We start from the raw sequence: 12676 nt of genomic DNA, 5'->3' as shown, positions 1-12676 counted from the left end.
GTGGGGGGGGGGCCGGGCGCGACACAACCCCCCGCCGGCGGGGCGGGGGGGGGGGGGTTTTGGCGGGCGCCGCGGCCCCCCGGCCCGGCCCCCCCCCCGCCGCGCGGCGCCCCCCCACCTGGGGTGAGAAGGATCAGTCGGCCGCGAGCGCGAACTCCGGCTCGGCCGCGGGGGCTTCGCTACGACGGCGCCGGATGACACCGGACACCGCGACCAGCAGGCCGAGCACGGCGATGCCGGTGACGACGCTGAGTGCCGGGGTCAGGCCGGTGAGCAGGGCCGACGCCGAGGCGTCGGCGCCACCGTTGGCGGTGAGGACCGCGGTCACCACCGCGAGCCCGATCGCACCGCCGACCTGCAGCGAGGTGTTCAGCAGACCGCCGGCGAGGCCCTGTTCGTCGTCGGAGATCCCGGCCGTCGCCTGGATGTTCAGCGACGAGAACGCCAGCGTGAAGCCGATGCCCAGCAGGATCATGCTCGGCAGCACCGAACCCGCGTAACCGGAGTGCTCGTCGACACGGAGGAACAGCACGTACGCGATGACGTGGGCGACGACACCGGCGAAGATCGTGATCGGCGTGCCGACCCGGTCGATCAGCGGCTCGATCCTCGGCGAGCCGAAGGCCACGATCAGCGCCGCGGGCAGGAAGCCGAGCGCGGTCTGCAGCGCCGACCAGCCCATCACCGACTGCAGGTAGAGCATCACGACGAACTGGAACCCGATGTAGGCACCGAAGAACAGCGCGGCGCCGATGTTCGCCCTGGCCAGCGGGCCGGAGCGGAAGATGCCGAGCCGCAGCAGCGGGTGCTTGCTGCGCTTCTCGATGATCACGAACGTGACGAGCAGGGCGGCCGCGACGGCGAAGGAGATCAACGTGCGCGGTGCGGCCCAGCCGACCTCGGGAGCCTCGACCACCGAAAAGACCAGCAGCAGGGAGCCCAGGGCTCCGGTGATGGCGCCGGGGAAGTCGTAGCCCGCGCCCGAGGAGTCCCGTTCGTAGCTCGGGATCAGCTTGATCGCGGAGACGAGCGCGATGAGCGCGATCGGGACCGGGAGCAGGAACGTCCAGCGCCAGCCGACCTCGGTCAGCAGCCCGGAGAAGACGAGGCCCGCCGAGTAACCACTGGCACCGAACACCGCGAAGATGCTGATCGCCCGGTTGCGCGCGGGGCCTTCCTTGAAGGTCGTGGTGATGATGGACAGCGCGGCAGGCGCGGTGAAGGCCGCGGCGAGCCCCTTGATGAAGCGGCTCGCGATCAGCAGCGCGCCGTTGTCGACCACGCCGCCGAGCAGCGAGGCCAGGGCGAAGACCGCGACGGCCACCAGGAAGACCTTGCGCCTGCCGAGCAGGTCGGCGGTGCGTCCGCCGAGGAGCAGCAGCCCGCCGTAGCCGAGCACGTAGCCGCTGACGACCCATTGCAGGGCGCTGGTGGAAAGACCGAGGTCGGCCCGGATCGAGGGCAGCGCGACGCCGACCATGGAGACGTCGAGCGCGTCGAGACCGACGACGGTGGAGACAGTGAGCAGGACACCCCAGAGACGTGCGTCCCACCGCGTTGAAGAGGTGGACAAGTGCGCGGAAGAACTCATGATCGGGACACTACATGCACACGCATCTAATGACAACACATTTAATGTGTTTGCATCACATTCACCTGCATGCTATCTTCGCGACGTGAGCGATGTCGCTGAACGAGGCTTGGTGCAGCAGTGGCACGGGCTGCTGGCCCGCCACGCCGCCGTGTGCAATGCCCTCGAGGTCGCGCTGCAGGAACGTCATGGCATCGGGGTCAGCGAGTTCGAAGCGCTGGAGCGCCTCGCCACCTGCGACCACAAGTGCCGGTCCGCGGACCTGACCGAGGCCGTGCATCTCAGTCAGAGCGCGACTTCCCGGCTGGTGGCGCGGCTGGAGCGCGAAGGCCTCGTCGAGCGCGCGCTGTGCGAGATGGACCGGCGGGGGATCTTCGTGACCCTCACCGAGACGGGCCGCAGGCGCTACCGCGAGGCCAAGCCGACGCACCGCGCGGTGCTCCAGGAAACCATCGGCGACGGCGAGTGCGTCGTCTGCACTCCCGCCGACGCCTGACCCGGTGAGTGGCGCGGAACGTTCGTCCGAGCGGGCGGGCGCTTCGGCCCGCGAGGTTCTCGATCTCATCGACGCCCGCGGTTCGGTCGCCCAGATTTGCGTGCTGCACAAGGGAAAAGTCGTCCTCGACCACGCCTTCGGCTGCGCCGCGGACACGTCTTTCCTGCTTTTCTCCGCGGGTAAGCCGCTGGTGGCCATGCTCGTCCACCTGCTTGCCGAGCGAGGACAGCTCGCGCTCGACGATCCGATGGCGCGGTACTGGCCCGAGTTCGGGCAGCGCGGCAAGGATGCCGTCACGATCCGGCAGGCGCTGCAACACCGGTCGGGTGTCCCATACGCGCGCAGCGTCCACGGGGACGCGCTCGTCGCGACGAACTGGCGACGCTCGGTCCAGGCTCTCGAACGCGCGCATCCGACGTGGCGACCCGGCGAGGTCCCCGCTTATCACGTGCTGAGCTACGGATTCCTGCTGGGCGAGCTGATCCGCCGCGTCACCGGTACCGAAGTACGCGAGGTGATGCGCTCGGAACTGCTTGACCCGCTCGGACTGTCCGGCACCCACCTCGGCACCCCGCCTTCCTTGTGGGCACAGCACATTCCGGTGACCTCGCGTGGCTTCGACGGGAGACTTCGCGGCCTGGTGTTCAATCGCCGATCCGTCCGCGAGGCCGTTATTCCCGCCGCGACGGTGTCCAGCACCGCTCGTGATCTGGCTCGCTTCTACCAGTTGCTGCTCTCCGGTGGTGAACTCGACGGCGTCCGCGTTTTCGCTTCGGCCACCATTGCCGGGGCTCGCCAGCCGTCCAGCGACGGCGAGGTCGACCGGGTGCTGCGGCTGCCCATCCGGTGGTCCCAAGCCTTCCAGCTCGGTGGTCCCGACGCGACCCGCCCACGTCCGATGGGCCGTCGGAGCGGATGGAAGACGTTCGGCCACAACGGTTCCCATTGTTGCCTCGCCTGGGCCGACCCGGAGCGTCAGCTGGTGTTCGCCTATCTGACGAACCGGCTGCCGAGCGTCCGGGAAGGTTCGCGGCACCAGACGGAGGTCAGCGACGCGGTCCTCGCCGCCTTCGGCTGAGCCGTGTCCGGTGTGTCGGTAGCATCGCGTCCGATGATCGACACTCGAATCCGCCCGGGTGAACCCGGCGATATCGACGCCGCTGCAGACGTGCTGGCCGCGGCGTTCGCGGACTACGCGTGGACCAGGCACACCGTCTCGGCCGACGATCACCTCCGCCGGGTGCGGGAACTCCAGCGGTTGTTCGTCGAACGCATCGGTCTGCCGCACGGCCGGGTGTGGGTGGCGGACGGGCCGGACGGGGTGCTCGCCGCCGCGGTCTGGACCACGCCGGAGTCGACCGGCGCCGGCGCGGCGTTCGCCGAACTGGCCGAGCTGATGCCGGAACTGGCAGGTGACCGGGCCTTCGCCGCGGTGTCCGCTGAGAAAGCGCTGGCCCCGCACCGGCCTGAGGAGCCGGTGTGGTTCCTCGCCACGGTCGGCGTCCACCCGGGACATCAGGGCAGGGGACTGGGACGCGCGATCGTCGAACCCGGCCTCGCGGCCGCGGATTCCGCTGGTGTGGCGGCGTTCCTGGAGACCTCCGAGCGCGCGAACATCGCGTTTTACCGCAAGCTCGGATTCGAAGTGACCGCCGAGGTCGAGCTACCGGACGGTGGCCCGACGACGTGGGCCCTCCGACGCTGACGAACCTGGCCTTCAGTTCGCGGCGGGTGCCGGTACACCTCCGCGCCATACGCGTTGGACCGAGAGCGTGTCGTCGATGGTGACGGTCGGGTCGCCGGTGACCAACGTGAGGTCAGCTCGGAGCCCGGGCTCGATCCGGCCACGGTCGTCAAGGCCGAACCGGCGAGCCGGAACCGAGGTCGCCGTCCGCAGCGCCTCCAGCGGAGTGAAGTCTCCTGACACCAGGAGCCGCAATTCGCCATGAAGGCTGGCGCCGTGGGCCATTCCCGGCGCGCCGAGATGGGCGGCGTCCGTGCCCGCGAGAATGTCGACGCCTGCTCGTCGCAGCGCTGCGAGCGCCTCCAGCGCGTAGCCGAAGTTTTCGGGCGGACTCGTTGCGATCGCGCCGGACAGGTTGTCGAGCCAAATCGGCGTCAGCTTGGGGCGGACCCGCGGATCCCTCGCGAGCTCGGCACCGGCTGGCTCGCCGGTGATCGAGGCGATCACCGTCAGCGTGGGAATCACGAAGATGCCCGCGGCGGCGATCTTCTCGATCAGTTCGTCGTCATGAGGCCGATCGAAGAAGAGATGAGTGAGCCCGTCGACGCCCGCGTCGACGACCTGATGGGCCGTCTCGATGGTCATCGCGTGCGCGAGGACCATCTTGTCGCGGGCGTGGGCCGCGCGAACGGTAGCCGCGACCAGTTCGGGCGCGAGCCGGGGCAGGGCCGAGCCGAACAGGTGGCCATCCTCCACCAGCACCTTGAGGTAGTCGGCGCCCTCGAGAATCCTGGCTTCGACGAACGCCGGGACCTCCGCCACGCGCGTGGCCGTCGGCCACGGTGGGTCCCCTTCTCCTTGTCGAAGCTGATGCGGGTGCCCGTCCGCGGGCGTGAGCCCGATGGACGGCGACCGTACGTCGGCGAAGTCGCTCGACTCGGCGACCTGGCGGCGCAGCGGGTTCATGCGCTCCGGGATCGAGAGCATGTCGAGCTCGGTGGTGATCCCGAACGTCAGGGCCTGACGGAGTGACTCCGCGTCGGTATGCGTGTGAGCGTCGATCAGGCCGGGCAACAGCGTGGCACCGGTGCCATCGATCAGTTCGACTCCCTCGGGACGTCTGCCCGCGACGCTCGCGATCCTGCCGTCCGCGACTTCGACGTCGACGATCCCGAGCGAGTCCGCACCATTGAAAACGCGCGCGCCAGTAATGACGAAGTGATGCACGGCGGAGTCCTCCCGGTGGCGGTTACCATTGGTGACCACAAACCGTATGTGCCCATGATCGGGCTGCCAAGAAGGCACCTTTCCGACAGGTAGTGATTCCCAGGTGACCAGGTGCGGCGACCTTGGTCCGGTGCGCCTCTGATGTGTGAAGCGTTCCCCAACGACATTGGCTCAGAGATCGGCCGCGGTTCTGCGAGACACGTGTTCGAGGTGATGTGATGTGGCCATGGCGAGCCATCGGGACACCGACCCAGCAGTTCGCCCGCCGCTACGCCGGCACTGCGTCAACTCGCGGTCGCCCCACGAGTAGTCCGGTCCGGCGAAATCGTCCCGCTCAACTAGTTCCTCGACTAGATCAGCGAACAAATCGGCAGCTGCGTCGCCTTTCTCCTGCTTGCGGCGCAAGATGACTGTCCTTCGCGGCACTGTGTAGCAAAGGTAGGGAAAAGGGTTCCGAGCGTTGCCGCCGGATGCGGACGGAGTTGGGTTCGTCACGCCATAATCACCGTAGTTGACTTCGCAGGCGCTGCCCTGCTGAATTTCGTTCCACAGAGTTACCTCCGGCCGGTCGCGCACGGTCGTCGCGTAGGTGGTTCGAGTGGCGGGGATTGATCCAGCTAGAAGTGTGGTCGACCCAGGGCCGAGAAGATCCAACAGCGTTGTAGCGGCTTCTGCTATCGCTGCTACATAGTGGCTGCGTATGGTGTCTATGAATCCGATGTCGAGGACTGTGTGGAAGCTTTCGGGCTGGGTTCCTGTCAACCGCATAATCGCTCGGATGCGCTCGCCAAGTTCCCGTGCTGACCTACTTGGGTGGCGGATCCGGATGACAAGGTCGCGATCTTTGTGCTCGATCAGAAGCCGAATCCTGTGTAGCTCATCGTTCGATGCGTCGACTGAGGCGACCGGGACCAGTGCGGCAAGGTCGGGGGCGAGGAGCCCATAGGTATCCGTCACCGCGGATTCGATGATGTTATCGAGGTACTCGAACACCCCTCCCGGTTGCTGCGCGAGAGGGCTCCCGGATGCTAGCCATGTCGTGTCTAACCACAAGGTCTGACCGAATTCTGCGGCGTTCACCGCCGCGCGGACGAGAGCGGGCAGTAATTTGCCGCTGGGCTTCACTGAATCGAGTAATTCGACCATCACGCGCACATGGGTGTCGTGTCGAGTGTAGTAGTTGCTGAGGGCGTCAAGTTCGCCGAGTTTGCATTTGACGGCTACGAGTGGACGAACGGGGTGCATTCGCCTTCCCTCCCCGTGGACGGCGTTATGGCTCGAACTTCTCAGTGTTGAGCACTGTCGAGCTCAAGGCTGTCCCCTGTGCAGGTGGTTGGCGGCAAACCTATGAGTGATAACGGTGATGCTTAGAGTAGTGAAGTTCGTGTCCGGCTGGAGGACGAGGTCGAGCGCGATCGTGGGTGGATGAGCGGGGCGGGTGTAGCTCAACGGGCTACGTGTGGCTACGCTGGTGCGGTGAAGGTGATCACTCAGCGGGAGTTCCGCAACAACTCTGCTGCCGTCATGGACGCTGTCGAGGCAGGCGAGACCTACCACGTCACTCGCAACGGCGTCGAGGTGGCTGAGTTGCGGCCGATACCGCGCAGGCGTCGCCTTACTGCTGAGGAGTTGGTGGAGCGACATCGAAGGTTGCCTACGGTCGAGGCTGCTCAGATGCGGCGGGAAGCCGATGAGTTCTTCGGCGCCGACGATCGCGTGGATTCCGACGATGTGTGGGAGCGGTCTCGTGACTGAGCGTCATGAGGCAGGTGTGCTCGACACCTGCACTTACATTGACCTCGGTCTGCTCGATCCCGCGGCATTGCCCAAGATTCCGGAACTCACCGTTGTCACCGTGGCTGAGCTGCACCAAGGTGTGGCGATGGCAAAGGATGCCGCCGTTCGTGCGGCGCGTACCGAGAAACTCGGTGCCGCGATCGCCGACTTCGCGCCGTTGCCGTTCGACAGTGAGGCGGCTGCCCGTTATGGAACGCTGGTCGCGCTGGTTCTCGCGGCGAACCGGGGTCCGCGGCCTCGGCGGATGGATCTGATGATCGCCGCCATCGCATCGTCGCGAGAGTTGCCGCTGTATACCCGGAACGAAGCCGACTTCAAAGGGCTGGACAGCATGATCGAGGTCATCGCCATCTGAGCGATCTGTCGTTCGTCCGAAGATGCAACTGCGCTGGGAGCCGCTGATACGTGATGACGGCATGGCGTACCGGCCACCCGGTAGGGTGAAATCCCTGCAGTGTGTTTCCGGTCTATCGAGGTGGAGCAGGGCTTGCCAAGTATCAGCTGGGTGGGTGTCCAGGCGCGGGATCAGGATTGCATCCTGGGCATCCGGGAGCTCGTTACAACAGCGGTCGACGAGATTGCGTCTGCGAGCCATTCCGATGTCCTCGCTCGAAGGTTGGGGCTGAGCGGGGAAGAGCCCCAGACGCAGAAGGCGATTGGTGGCATCCGTGGAGTGAGCTCGTCGGAGATATCGCGGCTCCAAGGCAACGCATTGCGGCGTTTACGGGGTCGAGCTCGTCGAAAAAGTGATCATGTGCACGATGCCTTCGCGTGTCTGGTCGCAGAGTCGGCGGCAGCGGGCGTAGGGCTAGCAGAATGCCTGGTCGCCATCTCTGTGGCAGCGTTTCCGGGTGCGGAGCCCCGCATGGTCTGTGAGCTGATCGCAGTTCTGGCCGGTGTCCACCTCGGGCGCGGCGCGGACGACCTGTCGTCTGCGGTGGGAGGCGCGCTCGCCTCCTTGCGGCAGAATCTCGTCGCTGAGGTCAAGGCGGCCGGTTTCGCCGAACGGGCTACCCGACGCTGGGCCGCCATCCTCGACGACGTCGAGTGGCCGGAAACCTTGGCGGAGATTGCACCAGACCGGTCGGACTTTTCGCCACTTCGTGAAGTGAATCCGCGCCCTGGCTCCACTGAATGGGAGTCGGCCAAGGTCGGCCGCAAGGTCGCTTGCGAATCAGTCAACGAGATGTACATGGTCCGTACTCTGAGCTATGCCGCTAATGTTGAGTGGTTTTGCGAGCAACCCGTGGCCATTGAATACTTCTTGGACGGCAGGGTGCGCACTTACTACCCGGATCTGTTGGTGTGGCTTGACGATGGGCGATGTGTTCTTGTAGAGGTCAAAGGGCTGCCTGACATGGCCAGTTGGATCAATCAGGAAAAGGCCGAAGCTGCCCGAAAATACTGTGCCCGGCGTGGGTGGGGTTTTATCGTGACCGATGGAACGCGGACATTGCGGCAGTTCATGCGGCGAGAGGTGTCTGAAGAGGTTGCAACCCTGTTCAAAAATGCCTTGTCAGGAGGCGTCGTGAGCTGGCCTCAGATCCAAGCCATGCGTGCGAGAGCAGATTTTACCAGTGTTGATGTCTCGGTTCTTGCACTGCGCGAGAAATGGCGACTGACTTACCCGTATCGGCTGGCCTTTCGATAAGGCTGCCAGTAGTCAGGGGGGTAAAGTAACCACACCCCTGACTACTGGTGACTCACCAGCCGCGTTCGCGCCATTCGGTGAGCTTCGGACGTTCGGCGCCGAGCGTGGAGTCGTCGCCGTGGCCGGGGTAGAACCACGTGTCGTCCGGGAGCGCGTCGAACAGCCGCTCCGAAACGTCGTTCAGCAGCGAGGTGAAGTTCTCCGGGGAGCCCGTCTTGCCCACGCCGCCTGGGAACAGGGAGTCGCCGGTGAACAGGTGGGGGTGGCCGGACGGGTCGCGGTACAGGAGAGCGATCGAGCCGGGGGTGTGGCCGCGGAGGTGGATGACCTCCAGGGTGACCTGACCCACATTGAGCGTGTCCCCGTGTTCGACCAGGAAGTCCGGCGGGACCGGCAGGGGGTCGGCGTCGAGGGGGTGGGCGGCGGTGTTCGCGCCGTTGGCGCCGGCGACCGCGCCGAGGGCCTGCCAATGGTCCTGGTGCTGGTGGGTGGTCACGACCGTGCGCAGCGCGGGACGGTCGGGGCCGTGGCCGATCAGGTCGGAGATCCGCTCGGGGTCGTTCGCGGCGTCGATCAGCAGGGCTTCGTTCTGCGCGCGGCACACGAGCAGATACGCGTTGTTGTCCATCGGGCCGACGGACAGCTTCGTGATGGTCAGCGCGTCCAGGGTGCGGCGGGCGGCGTCCCCGCCCGGCTCGACGTGCCCGGTGTAGGTCTCGACGATGTTCACCTTTCCCACCGTAGTCGTGGCGCTGCGGGGCGTTCCACCCACGCGGGCGCTTCCCCGGCGGGACAGGCGGCTCAGGCGGGTCACCCATCGGGGTGTTTCGCCGCGTCGGCCGGGTAACCCGGAACGTGCCCCGGTCGTCGGGTGACGCGCAGGCATCTCGTATCGTCTTTATCCGGTGCATCAGGTAGTGACTTGCGTCCGGCCCGCGCGTTGCCGAACTGGGGCCGCTCACCATGCTCGTCGAACGACCGGCCCACCGGTTGCTCACCCCGTCGCCGGAAACCTCCGGAGCCGCCGTCGCGACCCCGCCGAGGGAGACGGCGCCGGTTTTTGTCGGTGGTGCGTCCTAGCATGGGACGCGGCCGCCCGTGTAGCTCGAACCGGGGTCGGCCCCCGCAGCTGACCAGCAAGATTGAAGGGACCTGGCGTGGCTGATCGCCTCGTTGTTCGCGGCGCCCGCGAGCACAACCTCCGCGGTGTGGATCTGGATCTGCCCCGCGACAGCCTGATCGTGTTCACCGGCCTGTCCGGGTCCGGCAAGTCGAGCCTCGCGTTCGACACCATCTTCGCCGAGGGGCAGCGACGCTACGTCGAGTCGCTGTCCGCCTACGCCCGGCAGTTCCTCGGGCAGATGGACAAGCCGGACGTCGACTTCATCGAGGGCCTTTCGCCCGCGGTGTCGATCGACCAGAAGTCGACCTCGCGCAACCCCCGTTCGACCGTCGGCACGATCACCGAGGTGTACGACTACCTCCGGCTGCTGTACGCGCGGGCGGGCAAGGCGCACTGCCCGAAGTGTGGCGAGGCGATCAGCAAGCAGACCCCGCAGCAGATCGTCGACCAGGTGCTCGCGATGGAGGACGGCACCCGCTTCCAGGTGATCGCCCCGGTCGTGCGCGGGCGCAAGGGCGAGTACGTCGACCTGTTCGAGAACCTGCAGCAGCAGGGCTACGCGCGCGTGGTCGTCGACGGCACGGTGCACCCGCTCACCGACCCGCCGAAGCTCAAGAAACAAGAGAAGCACCAGATCGGCGTCGTGATCGACCGGCTCACCGTGAAGTCGAGCTCGCGGCAGCGGCTCACCGACTCGGTGGAGACGGCGCTGCGGCTGGCCGACGGGCTGGTCGAGCTGGAGTTCGTCGACCTGCCGGAGCACGACGCGCACCGCATCCGCGGGTTCTCCGAGAACCTCGCCTGCCCCAACGGGCACCCGCTGGCCATCGAGGACCTCGAACCGCGATCGTTCTCCTTCAACTCGCCCTACGGCGCCTGTCCCGAGTGCACCGGGATCGGTGTGCGCAAGGAGGTCGACCCCGAGCTGGTCGTCCCCGACGACGAGCTGTCGCTGGCCGAGGGCGCCATCGCGCCGTGGGCGGGCGGGCAGTCCGCGGACTACTTCGTCCGGCTGCTCGAATCGCTGTCGGAGACCATCGGCTTCCGGATGGACACACCGTGGCGCAAGCTGCCCGCCCGCGCGCAGAAGGCGGTGCTGCACGGCGTCGACGAGCAGGTCCACGTCCGCTACAAGAACCGCTACGGCCGCCAGCGGTCGTACTACGCGAACTTCGAGGGCGTGATCCCGTTCCTGGAACGCCGCCAGGAGCAGACCGAGTCCGAGTACATGCGCGAGCGGTACGAGGGCTACATGCGCGAGGTCCCGTGCCCGGCCTGTCAGGGCACCCGGCTCAAGCCGGAGATCCTCGCGGTCACCCTCGAGCACCAGACCCAGGGCGATCGCTCCATCGCCGAGGTGTGCGCGCTGTCCATCGCGGAGGCCTCGGAGTTCCTCGACGAACTGGTGCTCGGCCAGCGCGAGGCGATGATCGCGGGCGCGGTCCTCAAGGAGATCCAGGCGCGCCTGCGCTTCCTGCTCGACGTCGGGCTCAACTACCTCTCGCTGGACAGGGCTTCGGCCACACTCTCCGGCGGCGAGGCACAGCGCATCCGGCTCGCCACCCAGATCGGCTCGGGTCTCGTCGGCGTGCTCTACGTGCTCGACGAGCCGTCGATCGGGCTGCACCAGCGGGACAACCACCGGCTGATCGAGACGCTGACCCGGCTGCGCGACCTCGGCAACACGCTGATCGTGGTCGAGCACGACGAGGACACCATCCGCGCCAGCGACTGGGTGGTCGACATCGGCCCCGGCGCCGGCGAGCACGGCGGTCACATCGTCCACAGTGGACCGTTCAAGAAGCTGTTGCGGGCCAAGGGATCGCTCACCGGGGACTACCTGTCCGGCCGCAGGGTGATCGACGTGCCGGGCATCCGGCGCCCGGTCGACAAGAAGCGCCAGCTGACCGTGGTCGGCGCGCGCGAGCACAACCTGCGCGGGCTGGACGTGTCGTTCCCGCTCGGCTGCCTGGTCTCGGTCACCGGGGTGTCCGGGTCGGGGAAGTCGACGCTGGTCAACGACATCCTCGCGACCGTGCTGGCCAACAAGCTCAACGGCGCGCGGCAGGTGCCGGGGCGGCACACCCGGGTCAACGGACTGGCCAATGTGGACAAGCTCGTGCGGGTGGACCAGTCGCCGATCGGGCGGACGCCGCGGTCCAACCCGGCCACCTACACCGGGGTCTGGGACCACGTGCGCAAGCTGTTCGCCGCGACCACCGAGGCGAAGGTGCGCGGCTACCAGCAGGGCCGGTTCTCCTTCAACGTCAAGGGCGGCCGGTGCGAGGCCTGCGCCGGTGACGGCACGATCAAGATCGAGATGAACTTCCTGCCGGACGTCTACGTCCCGTGCGAGGTGTGCAAGGGCGCGCGGTACAACCGCGAGACGCTGGAAGTGCACTACAAGGGCAAGACCGTCTCGGACGTGCTGGACATGCCGATCGAGGAGGCCGCCGAGTTCTTCGAGCCGATCAAGGCGATCCACCGGCACCTGAAGACGCTCGTCGACGTCGGGCTCGGCTACGTCCGGCTGGGCCAGCCCGCGCCGACGCTGTCCGGCGGCGAGGCGCAGCGCGTCAAGCTCGCCAGCGAGCTGCAGAAGCGGTCCACCGGCAAGACGGTCTACATCCTCGACGAGCCGACCACCGGTCTGCACTTCGAGGACATCAGCAAGCTGATCGGCGTGATCAACGGGCTGGTGGACAAGGGGAACACGGTGATCGTCATCGAGCACAACCTCGACGTCATCAAGACCTCGGACTGGATCATCGACATGGGCCCGGAGGGCGGGTCCGGCGGTGGCACCGTCGTCGCCGAGGGGACGCCGGAGCAGGTTGCCGACATCGAGGAGAGCTACACCGGCGAGTTCCTTCGCCACGTTCTCGCGTAGACCCCGTCTGGCGTAGTCACCGTTGTGCGCCGGTGGTCTGATGGGCCAGCGGTGACGGCGGTCCGGTGAAGAAGGCACGCACGCGGTAGGCGGCGCCTTCCTCGCCGGGCAACGTCGACAGCTCGCACGACGTCGTGGTGGGGGGGGGGGGGGGCCGCAGGCCCGGGCCGCCCCCGCGCACCCGGGGGCGGGGGGCGAGGCGGCGCCACCCCCACCA

11 protein-coding genes and 1 pseudogene are annotated in these 12676 nt (G+C 67.1%); 7 read left to right on the top strand and 5 right to left on the bottom strand.

The window, feature by feature from the left end; all coding sequences use genetic code 11:
• Positions 1-133: 133 nt before the first annotated feature.
• Positions 134-1591, bottom strand: coding sequence for an MFS transporter (locus ACFWY9_RS11550; RefSeq protein WP_378338793.1), 1458 nt, complete (start codon positions 1589-1591; stop codon positions 134-136).
• Between the two features lie 85 nt (positions 1592-1676).
• On the opposite strand from ACFWY9_RS11550, the gene ACFWY9_RS11545 reads away from it, so the two are divergent.
• From ACFWY9_RS11545 to ACFWY9_RS11535, 3 genes are read left to right on the top strand one after another with little or no spacing between them, the layout of a single operon-like run.
• Positions 1677-2087, top strand: a complete 411-nt coding sequence (locus tag ACFWY9_RS11545; protein WP_378327065.1) for a MarR family winged helix-turn-helix transcriptional regulator — start codon at positions 1677-1679, stop codon at positions 2085-2087.
• A gap of 4 nt (positions 2088-2091) precedes the next feature.
• Entirely contained in the window at positions 2092-3165 is a 1074-nt protein-coding gene (locus ACFWY9_RS11540) for a serine hydrolase domain-containing protein (RefSeq protein ID WP_378338792.1), read from the top strand.
• 33 nt (positions 3166-3198) lie between these two features.
• Positions 3199-3792, top strand: coding sequence for a GNAT family N-acetyltransferase (locus tag ACFWY9_RS11535; RefSeq protein WP_378338791.1), 594 nt, complete (start codon positions 3199-3201; stop codon positions 3790-3792).
• Positions 3793-3804: 12 nt separating this feature from the next.
• Here ACFWY9_RS11535 and ACFWY9_RS11530 read toward each other — a convergent pair whose 3' ends face one another.
• Both ACFWY9_RS11530 and ACFWY9_RS11525 read right to left on the bottom strand, forming a co-directional pair.
• The gene (locus tag ACFWY9_RS11530; protein WP_378338790.1) at positions 3805-4998 is read right to left on the bottom strand and encodes an amidohydrolase family protein; all 1194 of its coding nucleotides are present in this window, start codon (positions 4996-4998) and stop codon (positions 3805-3807) included.
• Positions 4999-5169: 171 nt separating this feature from the next.
• Complete coding sequence (locus ACFWY9_RS11525; RefSeq protein WP_378327061.1) at positions 5170-6243, bottom strand: hypothetical protein; 1074 nt, start codon at positions 6241-6243, stop codon at positions 5170-5172.
• Between the two features lie 231 nt (positions 6244-6474).
• On the opposite strand from ACFWY9_RS11525, the gene ACFWY9_RS11520 reads away from it, so the two are divergent.
• The 3 genes from ACFWY9_RS11520 (at position 6475) to ACFWY9_RS11510 (ending at position 8446) form a co-directional block, all read left to right on the top strand.
• A complete protein-coding gene (locus ACFWY9_RS11520) occupies positions 6475-6753 on the top strand; it encodes a type II toxin-antitoxin system Phd/YefM family antitoxin (RefSeq protein ID WP_378327060.1) in 279 nt (92 codons plus the stop codon).
• Positions 6746-7150, top strand: a complete 405-nt coding sequence (locus ACFWY9_RS11515) for a type II toxin-antitoxin system VapC family toxin (RefSeq protein ID WP_378327059.1) — start codon at positions 6746-6748, stop codon at positions 7148-7150. The genes ACFWY9_RS11520 and ACFWY9_RS11515 overlap by 8 nt, the downstream gene beginning before the upstream one ends.
• A 510-nt stretch (positions 7151-7660) precedes the next feature.
• The gene (locus tag ACFWY9_RS11510; RefSeq protein WP_378338789.1) at positions 7661-8446 is read left to right on the top strand and encodes a Tn7 transposase TnsA N-terminal domain-containing protein; all 786 of its coding nucleotides are present in this window, start codon (positions 7661-7663) and stop codon (positions 8444-8446) included.
• Positions 8447-8498: 52 nt separating this feature from the next.
• Here the strand turns inward: ACFWY9_RS11510 and ACFWY9_RS11505 are convergent, their stop codons facing one another.
• Positions 8499-9176 (bottom strand): MBL fold metallo-hydrolase, encoded by a 678-nt coding sequence (locus ACFWY9_RS11505; protein ID WP_378338788.1) that lies wholly within the window; start codon positions 9174-9176, stop codon positions 8499-8501.
• Positions 9177-9603: 427 nt separating this feature from the next.
• Here ACFWY9_RS11505 and uvrA point away from each other — a divergent pair, with 427 nt between their 5' ends.
• Complete coding sequence (uvrA, locus tag ACFWY9_RS11500) at positions 9604-12459, top strand: excinuclease ABC subunit UvrA (RefSeq protein ID WP_378327054.1); 2856 nt, start codon at positions 9604-9606, stop codon at positions 12457-12459.
• Between the two features lie 16 nt (positions 12460-12475).
• Here uvrA and ACFWY9_RS11495 read toward each other — a convergent pair.
• Positions 12476-12676: pseudogene (locus tag ACFWY9_RS11495) on the bottom strand (hypothetical protein); the annotation flags it as partial.

This window comes from Amycolatopsis sp. NPDC059027, assembly GCF_042739735.1.
GTDB lineage: Bacteria > Actinomycetota > Actinomycetes > Mycobacteriales > Pseudonocardiaceae > Amycolatopsis.
The sequence above is the reverse complement of the archived record's forward strand: the minus strand, read 5'-3'. Positions and strand labels throughout refer to the sequence as shown.